Origin of the sequence: Actinomycetospora sp. NBRC 106375, assembly GCF_030269665.1 — a bacterium.
Lineage (GTDB): Bacteria > Actinomycetota > Actinomycetes > Mycobacteriales > Pseudonocardiaceae > Actinomycetospora.
The window spans coordinates 1-15,066 of sequence record NZ_BSTS01000045.1 but is presented as its reverse complement, the minus strand read 5'-3'; the positions used below and the strand labels follow the sequence as shown (position 1 = coordinate 15,066).

The window sequence follows — 15,066 nt, the reverse complement described above, 5'->3', positions numbered from 1 at the left end:
AGCCCACCACCGCCAAGTCCGCCACCCCGACGCACCCAAGATCCTCATCGAGCCCCCAGCCGCTTAAGTCAGCGGCATTGGGATCGACCCCGACCGACAACCCCGGCTCGGAGGACGAGCACGCGTGTCGATCTAGCGGTCCACCCGCCGGGGGCGGTCCGGGAGCCGCGACGGCTGTGACGCGTGCTCCGCGGTCGGATCTCCGTGTCCCGCGGCGCCTGCGACGTGGCCACTGAGTAAGCTTTGCCGGCCGCGGTCGAACAGACGGCCGCTTCGTGGATCGGGGCGCCGGCCCGAGGCACTGCGCTCGCCAGGTCCCTCCGCTGTCGTGACCGCTCGCGCCCGTGACCCCGGGTGGGAGCGGCCCCGCGCGCCCGGAGGACCCGCCAGCAACGACGCGTGACGGTGCTGCCCCGACTTCGTCGCGACCGTCGAAGGTGGGAGAGCGCGTGCACCCGGGTCAGGCCGAGCAGCTCGTCGTCGCCCTGCGCAGGGCCGCGCGGACGCTGGTGGAACGGCGCAGCATCCGCGATCTGCAGCAGACGCTGTCGGAGATCGTCGCCGCCGCTGTGGAGACGGTGCCCGGGGCGACCGCCGGCGGGATCTCCGTGTCCGAGGACGGCATCGTCGGCAGCCGCACCCCGACCAGCCACGAGATCGCCGAGCTCGACCGACTGCAGGGGGCGTTGCACGAAGGGCCGTGCGTCACGGCGATCGAGTCGCCCGAGGACGACGGCGTCGTCGTCGCCGAGGACCTGGGCGGCCCGGACGCGGAGCGGTGGCCGCGGTTCGCGCCCGCGGCCGTGGCGGCGGGCTACCGGTCGATGCTGTCGGTCCAGCTCAGCACGAGCGGCCCCCTGCACGCGGCCCTGAACCTCTACGCGCCCGAGCCCGCCGTCTTCGACCGCGAGGCCCGCGTCATCGGCGGGCTCTTCGGCGTCCAGGCGTCGATGCTCCTGCACGGCAGCGAGCAGGCCGTCCACCTGGGACGTGCGGTCGACAGCCGCGACGTCATCGGCCAGGCCAAGGGGGTGCTGATGGAACGGTTCTCGGTGGACGAGACCGAGGCGTTCCAGATGCTCGTGGAGTCCTCGCAGAGCACGAACCTCAAGCTCGTCGAGGTCGCCCGCTGGCTGATCGGTGAGGTGAAGCGCCGCGGCGGCGTCCATCGCACCCCGTCGGCGAACGGCCCGGCCGACGGGCTGCTGCCCGGGAGCGCGCCGTCCGCGAACCCTGTTCAGTCCTAGAGACATACTAGAGAGTTGTAAAGAAGGATTCAGCGCTGCTAGCGTCCTCGCGTACCCCATTCCAGGAGGTCCGTGATGACGTCCCCCGCGACGACCGTGCGCCGCGCGTGGATCGGGCTCGCCGTGCTGGCGCTGCCGACGCTGCTGCTCTCGCTCGACATGAGCGTGCTGTACCTGGCGCTGCCCGCGCTGTCCGCCGATCTCGGGCTCGGTCCGACGGCCCAGCTCTGGGCGATGGACGTCTACGGCTTCATGATCGCCGGGTTCCTGGTCACGATGGGCACCCTCGGCGACCGCATCGGGCGCCGGCGTCTCCTGCTGATCGGGGCCGGCGCGTTCGGGGTCGCCTCGGTGGCGGCGGCGTTCTCGACCGGCCCCGCGATGCTGATCGCCACGCGGGCGCTGCTCGGCGTCGCCGGGGCGACGCTCATGCCCTCGACGCTGGGCCTGATCCGCACGATGTTCCCGGACCCGCGGGCGCGCGGCACCGCGATCTCGGTCTGGATGAGCTGCTTCATGGGCGGCATGACGATCGGCCCGCTGGTGGGTGGCGCGCTGCTCGAGACCTTCTGGTGGGGCGCGGCGTTCCTCATGGGCGTCCCGGTGATGGTCCTGCTGCTCGTGGTCGGGCCGGTGCTGCTGCCCGAGTCGCGGGACGCCGGGGCCGGGCGCCTCGATCTCGCCAGCGTCGCGCTCTCGCTCGGGGCGGTGCTGCCCGTCGTGCACGGGCTGAAGTCGCTCGCGGCGGACGGACCGACCCTCGGCGCCGTCGCGGCACTCGTCCTCGGGGCGGGCCTCGGGACGGTGTTCGTCCGCCGCCAGCTGCGCCTGGACGACCCGCTGCTCGACCTGCGCCTGTTCCGGCGCCGCGCCACGGCGGGCGCGCTCGGCATAAACGTCGGCGGCGGCGTGGTGATGGCCGGGACGTTCCTGCTGCTCACGCTCTGGCTGCAGCTCGTGGACGGGATGTCGGTGCTCACGGTCGGCCTCGTGCTCGCGCCGCTGCAGGCGGCGATGGTGATCGCCTCGCTGTCCGCACCGCGGCTGGCGCGCTCGGTGCGGCCAGCGCGGGTCATGGCGGCCGGGCTGCTGATCGGTGCGGTCGGGCTCGCGGTCGTCGGTCTTCTCGGTGCCGGCGCGGGCGGCGGCACGGTGGTGCTCCTCGGGGGCTTCCTGCTCGCGGCGGTCGGGATCGCGCTGCCGACCGCCCTCGGCACGGACCTGCTCGTCGGCTCCGTGCCGGAGGAGAAGGCCGGGTCGGCGGGTGCGCTGTCGGAGACCAGCGGCGAGCTCGGGGTCGCGCTGGGTGTCGCGACGCTCGGGAGCCTCGCCACCGCGGTCTACCGCGACGTCCTCGTGGTCCCGCCCGGGACGCCGGCCCCGCTCGCGGACGCGGCACGGGCCGGTCTCACCGAGGCCGTGGCCGCCGGCCCGACCTCGGCCTTGCTCGACGCCGTGCGCACCGCGTTCACCACCGGGCTCGGTGTCGCCGCCACCGTCGGGGCCGTGGTCTTCGCCGGCCTGGCCGGGCTCGCGCTGTACGCGCTCGGCGGCGTGCCGGTCACCCCCGCCGCACCCGTCGACAAGGAGACCGCGACGGAGACCGCACGCGAGACGGCGCCGGAGAAGACCCCAGTCGAGGACGACCCGGTCGCCGCCGCCGCCTGAGCGCGGAGCGGTCGGTGCCGCCGCGTACCGTGCCCCCATGCCGGGCTTCACGTGGCCGCCGCGGGACACCGACCGCAACCGCATCCTGACGCGCGTCCAGGTCGTGGTCTACGCGCTGGTCGCGGCGTACTTCGGGCTCTTCGCGCTCGCGTCCGGCGGCGCGCTGCCGTGGGCGATCTTCACGATCGCGCTGGCCGCCACGATCGTCGCGGGGGTCGCGCTGCTGCTGATGCGCGCCCAGCGCCAGCAGCAGCGCCCCGCTCAGCGATGACGCTCAGCGATGACGCTCAGCGATGACGCTCAGCGATGACGCTCAGCGATGACGCTCAGCGCTGAGGCTCAGCGCTCACGATCAAGGGTCGACTCAGGTCGACGGCCCGGCCGCCGCAACGGTCTCCCAGCGCTGCGAGAGGTCGTCGAGGTGGCCGAGGAGCGCGCTGACGTCGTCGGCGTGCGCCGCCATGAGCTCTCCTTCGAGCGCCACGACCCGCTGGTGCACCCGGTGGAGCGCCTCGCGTCCCTGGTCGGTGAGCCCGAGGAGCTTGCGCCGGCCGTCCGCGGGCGCCTGGGTGCGCTCGATGAGCCCCCGTTCCTCGAGGCGCCGGCACACGTCCGCCATCGTCGACCGGTCGAGCGCCACGGTGTGCGCCAGCGACCCCTGGTCGAGGCGCGGATGGGCGTCGACCGTCATCAGCACCGCGTACTGCGGTCCGGTCAGGATCGGATCGACCCGGCGGGCCCAGGCGGCGGTGTAGGCCTGGTGCAACCGGCGGGCCAGGTATCCGGGTGCTCGTTTGATGGCGTCCGGGGTGGCAGGGCCACCGTTCGTCGCGTCCCCCTCGCGTGACATTCGTCCACTGTGACACAACCGAGTGATACACAACGCATTTCAGGTCGTCGTGATGCGGACGAACGGTCGGGTCGGGCGGCCACCGGGCGTTCGGTTGGTTCTGACGGAGGAATGCCGTTGGTTCACGAGGACGGGCCACGCGCGTCACCGGAACGGCGGTGGCAGGCTCGCGCCCCGTGGACGGCATCGCGGAGTGGACCCGCGCCCAGCAGCGTGTCATCGCCCTCGTCACGGACCTGACGGCCGAGCGGTCGGCCACGATCGTCCCCGCCTGCCCGGACTGGACCGTCCGCGACCTCCTCTCCCACATGGTCGGTCTCGGCGCCGACGTGGTGGCCGGCAACGAGCCCGACGACCACAACGAGGCGTGGACCGCTGCGCAGGTCGAGGCCCGGCGCGGCGAGGACGTCGCGGCGCTCGTGGCGGAGTGGGGGCGGATCGCCGACCCGTTGCGGGCGTGGATGGCCGAGCACGGCACCCGGCCGCTGGGCGACGTCACGATCCACGAGCAGGACCTGCGCGGCGCGCTCCGGGAGCCCGGCGGGCAGGACACCCCGGCGATGGCCGCGATGCGGGAGCGCTTCGCCGGGCGCCTCGAGGCCCGGCTCGACGACGGGCTGGCGCCGATCGCGCTGCTCGGCGGGTCGTGGACCTGGTGCTCGGCGGGGGAGGCCGCGGACGCGGCGGTCGAGGTGCGGGCGTCCGACTTCGACCTGGCCCGGGCGCTGATGGCGCGACGCTCGGCGGCCCAGCTGCGCCGCTGGACCACCCGCGGCGACGTCGGGCCCTATCTCGACGCGTTCGCGACGCTCGGGGAGCTGCCGAGCGTCGACCTCACGGACGGATAGGCGCTCAGCGGATCCCGGGAGGCACCTGGCTGGGGAACAGCAGGCGCACGTCGTCGACGGTCACCAGGCGCAGGTGGATGGCCTGCTCGACGACCGCGATCCGCCAGCCGCGGGTCTTGTCGTTGAGCCGCAGCCCGCGCAGCCAGCGCTGCGCATGCCGGAAGGCCTCGCTCTGGGTCTTCGGGCTGGGCGCGGGGCGGCCCTCCGCGCGGTGCCAGTCGGCGATCTGCTCGGCGTCGCCGTGCACGTCGCGGGGCACCGTGCCGGGACCGGCGGTCGCGGCGGCGAGCAACGTGGGGCCGCAGGCCGCGACCAGCACCGACCACCACGTCTCGGCGGTGGGCAGCGAGGTGTCGATGGTGCGCCCGCCCGCGAGCCCACCGCTCGTGCCGGGACCGGCGCCCGCGGCGGGAGCGAAGCGGAGCAGGGCGAGGGTGAGCTCCTGGCCGTCCGGGAACCACAGGCCCAGCGAGGAGCGGTCGTCGCGCACCAGCAGCCCGTTGCCCGCCCGGATGCGGTCCTTGCCCGGCACCCCCGGCACGAACAGGGTCAGCAGCGCGCCGTGCCGCTGGCGGTTGATGATCAGGTAGGCGTCGTCGCGGACCTCGATCTCGGCCGCGAGCCGGGAGACGCGGTCGTCGGCGACGGCGACGTGCCGGGGCGCCCCGGCCCCCTCGCCGGCGCGGCGCACCCCGTCGCCGCGCCCGATCGTCACCCGCTCGCCCCACGGCACCGACTGCGTGCGCTCGGTGCGGACGTCGAGGAGCGCGAGGCCGCCGACGGGCAGGCGGGGAGGGGCGTGCTGGGGGGCGCGCGTACGGGTCACGCGACCTCCCGGTCGAGCGGGGGACGGGTGGGGCTCACCCGCCTCGGCGGGGACCCGCCGGCGGACCCCAGGGTACGCGCGGTCGCAGGTCGTCCGGCCGGTCCGACGGCGAGCGGTCACCGGGCATCACCCGTGCCACGAGCGTCCGGAACGTGCCCGGACCGCGGTCGAGGACCGTCGTGCCGCCGACCTGTCGCGTCGCCCCTCCGTCGTCCCGGGACCCCCCGACGGAGTCCCGGGAATCCCCGGCCGGCCCCCGCGCCGGAGCCGGCCGAGGTGGAGGGGGCAGCGGGCCACGGCACGGCCGGCCGGCTGCCCCCGGCACGGCCGGGCGGGGCCCGGGAGGAGCGGGGAGGGCACCGGCCGGAGCCTGCGGTGCCGCGAGTGACGACGGGGTCGGGTCCGTCGCCGACGCCGTGGCGACGGGGTCGCCCGGCGGGCGCGAGAAGGCGGCGGTGACGACCACCCGGCCGACCGGGACGTCGGCGCCCGGCACCAGGTGCAGGAAGGTGCGCTCGGCCAGGCGGCGTGCCTCGGTGCCGCGGGCGTGCTCGAGGTAGCCGCTGAGCAGCTCGTCGGCCAGCACCTCGAGGGGCCAGCGGGCGGCCACGTCGGCGAGGTCGTCGGGGTTCAGCTCGACCCACAGGTGCGGCGCCGTGACGCGCTGCCCGCGCGGGGTCCAGACGAGCGCCTCCTCGGAGGCGAGCCGCCGCGCCGCGGCCCGGATCAGCCCGTCGCCCTGCACCCAGGGGCGGCCGAGCAGGCCTCGCAGGGCCCGCCGCGTCCGCTCACCCGCGGACGGCGGAGCGAGGTCGGCGGTCGGCAGGGCGCCCAGCAGGGCGTCCGGGCTGTCGACGCCGCGGGCACCGCGCGGGCGCCAGGAGACGAACAGCCACGCCAGCGCGCCGGTGCCCGCCACGAGGACCAGCACGAGCAGCGCGAGGACGAAGGAGCCCGAGGTCCACCACGTCACCAGCAGCAGCCCGAGCGCAGCGGCGCCGGCGACGCGCGGGCTGGTCAGCGGGGCCCGGCCCGGGCCCGTCACTGCCCGCCCCCGTCGGCCACGAGACCGCTCTCGCCGCCGGGCAGCAGGACCAGCGGGTTGGGCAGGTGCTCGGCGGCCGCGCCGAGGACGGCGCTGCCGCGCAGCTCGTCGCCCAGGCCGGTCGGGCCGGTCACGGTCAGGATCCCGGTGAGGAGCACGAGCAGCATGACCGCCAGCGCGCCGTGGGCGGCCACGCCGAGCAGCCGGTCGGGCAGTCCGGGCCGGTGCCAGCCCCCACCCGTGCGGCGGGCGAGCGCCTCGCCCAGCCGGCGGCCGAGGCCCCACCCGACCAGCGCCCCGACCAGCGCGGCGCCGAGCACGAGCGCGCCGAGCGAGAAGCCCGAGTCCGGCGCGAGGATCATCGGGGCGAGCCAGCGCGCCAGCGCCCCGCCGAGCAGGACGCCCGCGACGGCGCCGGCCGCGCGCAGGACGAGTCCGGTGCCCCCGCGGCGCCAGCCGCGCAGCGCGGCGAACAGCACCACCGCGAGCACCACCAGGTCGACGACGGTCACGGCTCCTCCTCGGGTCCCACAGATCGCTCCGCAGCCGGCCAGACGTCACCGGGTGACACCGAGTCAACGCCCGGGGAGACGGTGCGACGGCGGGAGGATCGGGAACTATTTCCCGTTCTCTCCCGGAGGGCCCTCGAGGGGCACGAGCGACTCCTGCATCGCCGGGCTGTCGACGGGACCGCCCGCGGTGCGCGCCAGGAACCCGATCACGCCCGCGGCGCCCCAGTGCCACGACGGTTCCCCGCCGAGGGTCCAGGTCCCCGCCTCGCGGGTCGCCCCCCAGCGGCCGTCGGGGGTCGCCACCGACAGCAGCCAGGCCCGGGCGTCGCGGGCGGCCGCCGCGAACTCGACCTCGCCGGTCACCCGCCCCAGCGTGTCCAGGAACCAGCCCGTCCCGGCGGCGCCGCTGTTCGTCGCGGTGTGCACGGTGGGGCTGCCCTCGAACTCCTCCCACGCGAGCCCCGTCGGCTCGTCGAGGGCCACCGCGGTGAGCCAGCGGCCCGCGCCCCGGGCGCGCTCGAGGTGGCGGGTATCGCCAAGGATCGCGTGCGCCTGCAGCGACACCCAGCCGATCCCCGCCGCGCCCTCCTCCATCCCGGTGGCGCGGCGCGGGTTGTCGGGGGTCAGCGCCGCGTCCCCGGCACCCAGCAGGATCGGCCACGCGAGCCCGCCGGCCGCCGGCTGTGCCGTCCGGTCGAGGAACCCCAGCGCCGACTCGGCCGCCGCGCGCCACCGGTCGTCGCGGGTCCACTGGTACATGCGCAGGAACACGAACGCCGCACCCGCGGTGCCGGAGAGGAACCCGGTGTTGCGCCGGGGCTCGTCGGCGCGCTCGGGCAGGCCGCCGTCCGCGTCGAGCCGGCTCGCGAGGTACACGGCGCCGCCGGCGGCGTGCGCGGCGAGCTCGGGGTCGCCGGTGCGCTCGGCCATGACCGAGAGGGCGTAGACGATCCCGGCCTGGCCCTCGCCCATGCCGTGGCGGTAGGAGGGCGGGTCGCCGCCGCCCGGCTGGTCGACCCAGGCCCAGCGGCACCGCTGCGGGCACGGGAGGCCGTCGACGCCCTCGGCCCGGTCGAGCACCCAGCCCATCGCGGCTCGCGCCCCAGCGCGGAAGCGGTCCTCGCCGGTGGCCTCCGCGAGCCGCCAGAGCACCTCGCCGATGCCGGCCGCCCCGTCGTCGAACGAGGTGTACGCCCGGGGCGACGGGCCGCCGGGGTCGACGTAGTCGGGGAACCGGCCGGCGTCGCCGGTCCGGGCGCCGAGCAGGAAGTCCCCGGCCGCCCGCGCACCGGCCAGGTGACGTTCGCGCTCGACCGGGACCGGGGTGGCCGCGGCGAGAGCGAGCAGCCCGTGCGCGATGCCGGCGGCCCCGACGTCGCGGTCGGTCTGGCGGTGCGGCGCCTGGATGGCGCTGGTCCAGGCCCGGGCGCCGGGCGGCCCGTCCGGGCCGAGGGGGTCGGCGACGGCGTCGGCGACGAGGCGGTCGGCGAACGCCGTCGGGAGGCCGTCGGGTGCGGCGGGCCGGCTCTGCTCGGCGGCCGGGGCACGGGCGCAGGCGGCGGCGAGCAGCGCGGCGGTCAGCACGATCAGCAGGACCCTCACCGCGGGACCACGGCGGCGCGCGAGCCCGCGTTGACCGTCGAGGGCACGGGCGACGGCGCGACCACCCCGAACGTCACGCCGCGGGCGCGCAGGGTGTCGATGGCGCGGGGCAGGTAGTCGAGCTGGTCAGGGGCGCAGCCGACGACGTCGCCGGCGTCGTGGAGCAGGATCATCGCCTGGTCGACCGCCTCGGTGACGACGTAGTCGGTGACCGCGCCGGCGCCCGGGCACTGGAAGTCGCCGGGGCGGTCGGAGGCCCAGCGCCAGTGCACGCCGCCGGTGAGCCCCAGGCGGGCCAGGGCCGCGTCGCCGCCGGGGGAGGGCTGGCCGAAGGGGTAGCGGAACAGCACGGGGCGCACGCCGGTGATCTCCGTCAGCTCGTCGTCGGTGCGGCGGATGTCGTCCTCGGCCTCCTCGGGGGTCAGGTCCGGGAACCACGAGTGCTCCCACCCGTGGTTCGCCACGACGTGCCCCTCGGCCTGGATGCGCCGCACCAGGTCGGGGTGGGCGGCCACGTGCTCGCCCTGCAGGAAGAAGGTGGCGGGGACCTGTTTGGCGGCGAGCACGTCGAGGACGAACGGCGTCACCTGCGGCGAGGGGCCGTCGTCGAACGTCAGCGCCACGCGGGGGCCGGGCGACGCTCCCACCGCGGGCGGGAGTGCCCGGTCGGCGGCCGTCGGCGTGTAGCGCCGGCCGTTCTGCTCGCGGTCCGCCGCCCCGGCGAAGGTGCCGGCGAACGAGACCACGGCGGTACCGAGCAGGGCGACGAGGAAGAAGAGCAGCGAGCGGACGTTGCGGCGGCGGTCGTCGAAGGACACGGATCGGCAGCGGGGTCGGCGGCCGGGCTCAGCGGCGCAGGCGGGCGCCGCGGCGCACGATCCGCACGAGCAGCATCAGCGTGAACACCACCGTCACGCCCATGAGCACCGCCGCCATCACGTTGATGCCCGTGGCCGCCGCCAGCGCCAGCCCGGTGGTCCCGCCGCCGACCCCGCTCGTCAGGTAATACGAGTGCTCGCCGTACATCCCCGCGCTCCGTCCCCTTCCGATCCGGTCCTGCTCATCCGGTCCTGCTCACCACGCCTGGCGATGCGCGTTGAGGCAGCGGAACGCCGCCACCACCGCACACCACTCCAGGAAGAATCCGTAGACGTCCTCGACCAGCAGGACCGCCACCAGCGCCACGTCGACGGCCCCGCGTCCGGGCAGGCGCCACATCGAGGTCACCCGCTCCACCCACATGACGGCGAGCGGGATGAGGCCGATCAGCGCGTACCGGAACGGGACCTCGTAGACGATCATCAGCGTGAGCATCGCGAGGAACAGCACGCGGAAGAACACGCTGAAGCCGAACAGCACGTAGGACAGCGCGTCCTGCCGCGTCGCCGGGGTCCAGCCGCGCTTGAGGCACTCGTCCATGCCCCCGCGTCCCCACCGCAGCCGTTGGCGCCACAGCGCGCGGAACGTGCTCGGCGGCGTCGTGTAGACGTGGGCGTGCTTCGCGGCCGCCACGCGCCAGCCGCGGGCCTTGAGCTCGAGGGTCAGCGCGTAGTCCTCGATCAGCGAGGCCCCGTCCCACGGCGCGCCGTCGCGGGCCGCGGCGACCTGCTCGAGGGCGCGCCCCCGGTACATCGCCGCCGCGCCGCTGGCCACCGACACGCGCCAGCCGCGCAGGTCGCGCAGGTCGTCGTAGCGGGTGTACTCGAGGCGCTGCAGCCGCCACGCGAGCCCGCGCCCCGGCGTCGCCCAGTACCGGGCGCACACCGCGCCGAGCACGGCGTTGGCCCGCATCTCGCCGGCCATCGCGGCGACCGTGTCGGGCAGCAGGACGGTGTCGGCGTCCATGGTCAGGACGAGATCGGCGTCGCGGGCGGCCTCGCGCCACCCGTGGTTGAGCGCGCCGGCCTTCTTGTCCGGGTTCCGCGCCATCTCGATCACCGTCACCGGGTAGGTGCGGGCGATCTCGGCCGTGCGGTCGGTGCAGTTGTTGGCGATGACGACGACGCCGGCGATCCGCAGCCAGTCCGGGGTGTCCTGGGCGAGCAGACCCTCCACCGTCGCGGCGATGCCCGCCTCCTCGTCGTGCGCGGGCACGAGGACGGTGACGGTGGTGACCGGGGTGGTGGCCTTCGTGGACCTGGTCGATCGCGTCGCGCTCGTCGTGGCCGGGGCGGCCGGGGCGGATGCCGTGACCGCCCGGCCGAGCTGGACCGTCGGCGCGTCCGGGTCGGTGGAGCGACGGGCGGGACGGCGCCGGGTCGACGGCGGGACGGTGGGGTGGGTCCTGCTCGCCACGTCACCTCGCTCGTCTCGTGCTCGTCTCGTGCTCGTCTCGCGCTGGTCGGGCGGTCGTCGCTGCGTGAGCGTGCGTCACCCGATCGGTGGGCCTCTCGCGGGGCTTACCGTACACAGAACGGATTTCGTTACACCATCGTGAGAATTCGGATGTGGTGCTCGACGCCGGAGCGTCACTCACAGGGTCTTCACGCGGCCGTCGACGAGCACACGGGTGATGGCCAGGTCGCCATCCAGGACGGCGACGTCGGCCCGCCCGCCCGGGGTGAGACGGCCGAGGTCGGGGCGTCCGACGAGCTCCGCCGGGACGGTCGTGGCGGCGCCGACGGCCTCGACGAACCCGACGCCCGCGGCCACGGCGGTGCGGACGCCACCGAGGAGCGGGGTCGCGGCGCCCGCGAGCCCGCCGGCGCCGTTGCGGACCACGCCGCCGGCGAGCGTCACCGGCACCCCGGCGAGCCGGGACGGACCGTCGGGCATCCCGGTGGCCGCGACGGCGTCGGTCACCAGCGCGACGCGGCCCGGCGCGGCGGCGAACGCCAGCCGGATCATCTCGGGGGCGATGTGGTGGCCGTCGGCGATGAGCGTCGCGACGACCTCGGGGCGGGTGAGGGCGACGGCGGCGAGCCCCGGCGCGCGGTGCCCGAGGCCGCTCATGGCGTTGAAGAGGTGGGTCACGGAGCGCACACCGCGATCGATGGCAGCGTGCGCGGCGGCGGCGTCGGCGTCGCTGTGCCCGGCGGAGACGACGACGCCGCGGGCGAGCAGGAGGTCGACGAGCGCGCCGGCGCCGGGGAGCTCCGGGGCGAGGGTGACGACGTCGACGCGGCCGGCGTCGAGCAGGCGGGCCAGCAGTGCCGGGTCGGGGTCGCGGCGGTGCTCGGGCGGGTGCGTGCCGATCCGACCGAGGGAGAGGAACGGACCCTCGAGGTGGGCGCCGAGCAGGTGGGCACCGCCGCGGTCGATGTCGCGGGCGGCGTCGAGACGGGCGAGCGCGGCCGTCGTGCGACCGGGGTCGTCGGTGAGCAGCGAGGGGCAGAGCGCCGTCGTGCCGTCGCGCGCGGCCGCCGCCCGCACCGTGGCGATCCCGTCGACCTCGGCGCTCGCGAGATCGACGCCGGCGTAGCCGTGGCAGAGCAGGTCGACGAGCCCCGGCACGGCGACGGCGTCGCCCTGCGCGGGCGGGAGGCCCACGGCCGCGACGCGACCGTCGCCGACCTCGACGTCACCGGCGCACCACGCGCCGTCCACCACCGCCCCGGAGACGCCCAACCGCACGAGGCCAGTGTGGTGGTGGCGAGAACCCGTGTCCCGAGGACTCGGGTCGTCGCAGCGCCCGAGCGGTCGGTGCGGAGCGAGGGCGTCCCTCGCTGCGTCGGGCGCAGCGAAGGCGTCCTTCGCTCCCCGCGCTCCGTGGCTCTACGGAGATCAGGAGCATCTCATCCACGTGCGGGGGCTCGCACGGGGCGACCAGGTGCTCGTGATCTTCCGGCCCGAGGTGGGCGCGGATCCGCCGGCGGCCCTGTCCTGTCGCGAGCAGCACGTTCGGCAGGGCGCGAGCCCCGTCGATCATGCGAGAGGTGCCGTTCGCGCACGTGGGGCCGTGTCCCGGGGACGCGGGTTCGCTCGGAGGGCTAGCGCGGGGCGGAGTACGAGTAGCCGGACGTGCTGTACGTCGACCCGCTCGTCGACGAGGCGCCCGCGAGGCCGATCACCCAGAGCAGGCAGATGAACAGGGCGGCGGCGCCGAGCACGACGCCGCTGATCGCGAGCCCGCGACCGCCCTGCTGCGCCGACCGGGTCAGGCCGATGATGGAGAGGATCAGGCCCACCGGCGCGACGATCCACGCCACGATGCCGAGGAACGGGATGATCGAGAGCACGGCGCCGCACAGGGCGACGACGAACCCGCCGGTGGCGAGGCCGTTCGACGCCTGCGGGGCGACGGTCGCGGCGTACGGCGCCGGGTACTGGGCCGGGTACTGCGCCTGGTACTGGGCGCCGTGGTACGGCGCCTGGTGCGGCGGGTAGGACGGGTGCTGGCCGGGCGGCAGGTACGGCTGGCTCATGGCGGAGGTCCCCCGAGACGTCGCGCCCCCGGTGGATCGGGTGCGTTCGCCCGGTTCTCGCCGGATCGCCGATCACCGTTACCGACCTACGCTGGACCGGGTGACCACACGGATCGAGATCGTGGGGTTCGTCGTCTCGCCGGAGCACGCGTACGAGGGCCGGCCGGGCGACGGGCCGCGGGAGGTGCGCACCGAGACCCCGGACGCCATCGCGATCCGGGCCGGGCACGGCGTCGTCGGCGACCGCTACGCCGGGCAGGCCGCCCACCGGGAGGCAGCGGTGACGGTGCTCGCCGTCGAGGCCCTGGAGGCGGTGGCCGACGAGCTCGGGGTCCCGCGGTTCGACCCGGCCGCGGCGCGGCGCACGATCGTCACCCGCGGTCTCGAGGTCGAGGCGCTGCGCGGGCGGGAGTTCGCGATCGACTCCGGCGACGGACCGGTCCTCCTCGGCGGCGGGCGTCCCGCGGCGCCCTGCGCGTGGATGGACGTCGTGCTCGCCCCGGGCGCGCACGCGGCGCTGCGCGGGCGGGCCGGGGTGCGGTGCGCGGCGCTCGGGTCCGGGACGCTGCGGGTCGGGCCGGCCACGGTCGCGGTCGGCGACGACGTCGTCCTCGACCCGTCGCGCGCGGGCGTCCCGCATCGGCGTCGCCCGGCCGCGGCGTCGTCAGGACCGCGCACTTCCGACCTTCCGGACGGCGCGGGGGTGTGATCGGTCTCGACCACGGGTATCGGCCCGCGCCGCCGGGCACGGTCGTGCGGTGAGTGCCGAGACCTCGTCCGCGACGTCCGCCGCCAGCACCACGACCGCCTCCTCGATCGGGCGGGCCCGCACGCTGCTGCTGGCCGTGGTGTGCGGGGCGGCGGTGGCGAACATCTACTACGCCCAGCCGCTGCTGCACACGATCGGCGAGGCCTTCGGGGTCGGCAACGGGACCGCCGGGCTGCTCGTCACCGCGTCGCAGATCGGCTACGCGACCGCGCTCGCGCTGCTCGTCCCGCTCGGCGACCTCCTCGAGCGCCGCCGTCTGGTGACCGTGCTGCTCGCGGCGTGCGCGGCCGTGCTCGCGCTCGCCGCGGCCGCCCCGACGTTCGCGCTGCTGGCCGCGGCCGTGGCGCTGGTCGGGGTGACGTCCGCGGTCGCGCAGATCGCGGTGCCGCTCGCGGCCTCGCTGGCGGGCGACCACGAGCGCGGCCAGGTGGTCGGCACCGTGATGAGCGGGCTGCTCATCGGCATCCTCGGCGCGCGCACCGTGGCCGGGTTCGTCGCCGAGGCCGGCGGCTGGCGCTGGGTGTTCGGCGTCGCGGCCGGGGTGATGGTGCTGCTCGCCGTCGTCGTCCGGGTCGGGCTGCCGCACGTGGCGCCCACCGAGTCGTCGAGCTACCCCCGGCTGCTGCGCTCGGTGCTCGGGCTGGTGCGCCGCGAGCCGGAGCTGCGGCGCCGGATGGTGCTGGCCGCGGTCGGCATGGGCTGCTTCACGATCCTCTGGACCTCGATCGACTTCCTGCTGTCCGCGCCGCCCTACGGCTACGGGCCCGCGATCATCGGGCTGTTCGGGCTCGCCGGCCTCGCCGGGGCCGCGATGGCGCCGCTGGCCGGGCGGCTGGCCGACCGGGGGCACGGCACCGTCGTCGTCACCGTCGGCCTGGTGGTGCTCGCGGCGAGCTGGGCGCTGCTCGGGCTCGGGGCGGCGTCGGTCGTCGCGCTGATCCTGGGGGTGGTCGTGCTCGACCTCGCCCAGCAGGCGCTCCAGATCAGCCACCAGAGCGTGATCTACGCGCTCGCCCCGCAGGCCCGCAGCCGCGTCACCACGGCGTACATGGTCTCGGCCTTCCTCGGCGGTACGTTCGCCTCGGCCGCCACCTCGCTCATCTACCCGGCGGCCGGCTGGAGCGGCGTCTGCCTTCTCGGCGCCGGTGTCGCCGTCGCCGGCCTGGGCGTCTGGTTCCTCCCCGGACGTGAGCACTCGGCGCCCTCGGAGGGGCTGTCCTGTCTCGGGTGATCTGTCAAGGCCGAGTCTCGGTGGTTGTGTCGCGGGTTCGGATCTTGGTGGTCAGGCCGCGGGGGTGAGGCGGCCTTGGTAGCGCTTGGTGGGGTCAAGGTGTT

The 15,066-nt window shown here is 75.9% G+C and carries 16 protein-coding genes; 6 read left to right on the top strand and 10 right to left on the bottom strand.

Annotated elements, in window-relative coordinates:
- The first annotated feature begins 449 nt into the window (after window positions 1–449).
- The 3 genes from QSK03_RS32430 (at window position 450) to QSK03_RS32420 (ending at window position 3,186) form a co-directional block, all read left to right on the top strand.
- Entirely contained in the window at window positions 450–1,247 is a 798-nt protein-coding gene (locus tag QSK03_RS32430) for a GAF and ANTAR domain-containing protein (protein WP_285659923.1), read from the top strand.
- Window positions 1,248–1,322: 75 nt separating this feature from the next.
- Window positions 1,323–2,915 carry an MFS transporter gene (locus tag QSK03_RS32425; RefSeq protein ID WP_285659922.1) on the top strand — a complete coding sequence of 531 codons (1,593 nt, stop codon included), beginning with the start codon at window positions 1,323–1,325 and terminating at the stop codon, window positions 2,913–2,915.
- Between the two features lie 37 nt (window positions 2,916–2,952).
- Window positions 2,953–3,186, top strand: a complete 234-nt coding sequence (locus QSK03_RS32420) for a hypothetical protein (protein WP_285659920.1) — start codon at window positions 2,953–2,955, stop codon at window positions 3,184–3,186.
- Between the two features lie 93 nt (window positions 3,187–3,279).
- Here QSK03_RS32420 and QSK03_RS32415 read toward each other — a convergent pair whose 3' ends face one another.
- Window positions 3,280–3,765, bottom strand: a complete 486-nt coding sequence (locus QSK03_RS32415; protein WP_285659918.1) for a MarR family winged helix-turn-helix transcriptional regulator — start codon at window positions 3,763–3,765, stop codon at window positions 3,280–3,282.
- A 176-nt stretch (window positions 3,766–3,941) separates the two neighbouring features.
- On the opposite strand from QSK03_RS32415, the gene QSK03_RS32410 reads away from it, so the two are divergent.
- Entirely contained in the window at window positions 3,942–4,613 is a 672-nt protein-coding gene (locus tag QSK03_RS32410) for a maleylpyruvate isomerase N-terminal domain-containing protein (RefSeq protein WP_285659916.1), read from the top strand.
- 4 nt (window positions 4,614–4,617) lie between these two features.
- Here QSK03_RS32410 and QSK03_RS32405 read toward each other — a convergent pair whose 3' ends face one another.
- The 9 genes from QSK03_RS32405 to QSK03_RS32365 form a co-directional block, all read right to left on the bottom strand.
- Window positions 4,618–5,439: a hypothetical protein gene (locus QSK03_RS32405; protein ID WP_285659915.1), complete on the bottom strand. Its 822-nt coding sequence runs from the start codon at window positions 5,437–5,439 to the stop codon at window positions 4,618–4,620.
- Between the two features lie 34 nt (window positions 5,440–5,473).
- Complete coding sequence (locus tag QSK03_RS32400; RefSeq protein WP_285659913.1) at window positions 5,474–6,484, bottom strand: hypothetical protein; 1,011 nt, start codon at window positions 6,482–6,484, stop codon at window positions 5,474–5,476.
- A complete protein-coding gene (locus tag QSK03_RS32395; RefSeq protein ID WP_285659911.1) occupies window positions 6,481–6,996 on the bottom strand; it encodes a CvpA family protein in 516 nt (171 codons plus the stop codon). The genes QSK03_RS32400 and QSK03_RS32395 overlap by 4 nt, the downstream gene beginning before the upstream one ends.
- Window positions 6,997–7,101: 105 nt before the next feature.
- The gene (locus QSK03_RS32390; protein WP_285659910.1) at window positions 7,102–8,598 is read right to left on the bottom strand and encodes a lanthionine synthetase LanC family protein; all 1,497 of its coding nucleotides are present in this window, start codon (window positions 8,596–8,598) and stop codon (window positions 7,102–7,104) included.
- Complete coding sequence (locus QSK03_RS32385) at window positions 8,595–9,416, bottom strand: polysaccharide deacetylase family protein (RefSeq protein ID WP_285659909.1); 822 nt, start codon at window positions 9,414–9,416, stop codon at window positions 8,595–8,597. The genes QSK03_RS32390 and QSK03_RS32385 overlap by 4 nt, the downstream gene beginning before the upstream one ends.
- A gap of 28 nt (window positions 9,417–9,444) precedes the next feature.
- On the bottom strand, window positions 9,445–9,624 hold the full coding sequence (locus tag QSK03_RS32380; protein WP_285659907.1) for a hypothetical protein: 180 nt from the start codon (window positions 9,622–9,624) through the stop codon (window positions 9,445–9,447).
- A gap of 48 nt (window positions 9,625–9,672) precedes the next feature.
- Entirely contained in the window at window positions 9,673–10,893 is a 1,221-nt protein-coding gene (locus QSK03_RS32375) for a glycosyltransferase family 2 protein (protein WP_285659905.1), read from the bottom strand.
- Between the two features lie 177 nt (window positions 10,894–11,070).
- On the bottom strand, window positions 11,071–12,171 hold the full coding sequence (locus tag QSK03_RS32370; RefSeq protein ID WP_285659903.1) for an N-acetylglucosamine-6-phosphate deacetylase: 1,101 nt from the start codon (window positions 12,169–12,171) through the stop codon (window positions 11,071–11,073).
- 356 nt (window positions 12,172–12,527) lie between these two features.
- A complete protein-coding gene (locus QSK03_RS32365; RefSeq protein ID WP_285659902.1) occupies window positions 12,528–12,962 on the bottom strand; it encodes a hypothetical protein in 435 nt (144 codons plus the stop codon).
- 100 nt (window positions 12,963–13,062) lie between these two features.
- Between QSK03_RS32365 and QSK03_RS32360 the strand changes: the two genes are divergently transcribed.
- Window positions 13,063–13,671: an MOSC domain-containing protein gene (locus QSK03_RS32360; protein WP_285659901.1), complete on the top strand. Its 609-nt coding sequence runs from the start codon at window positions 13,063–13,065 to the stop codon at window positions 13,669–13,671.
- 49 nt (window positions 13,672–13,720) lie between these two features.
- The gene (locus tag QSK03_RS32355) at window positions 13,721–14,962 is read left to right on the top strand and encodes an MFS transporter (protein ID WP_285659899.1); all 1,242 of its coding nucleotides are present in this window, start codon (window positions 13,721–13,723) and stop codon (window positions 14,960–14,962) included.
- Window positions 14,963–15,066: the final 104 nt, after the last annotated feature.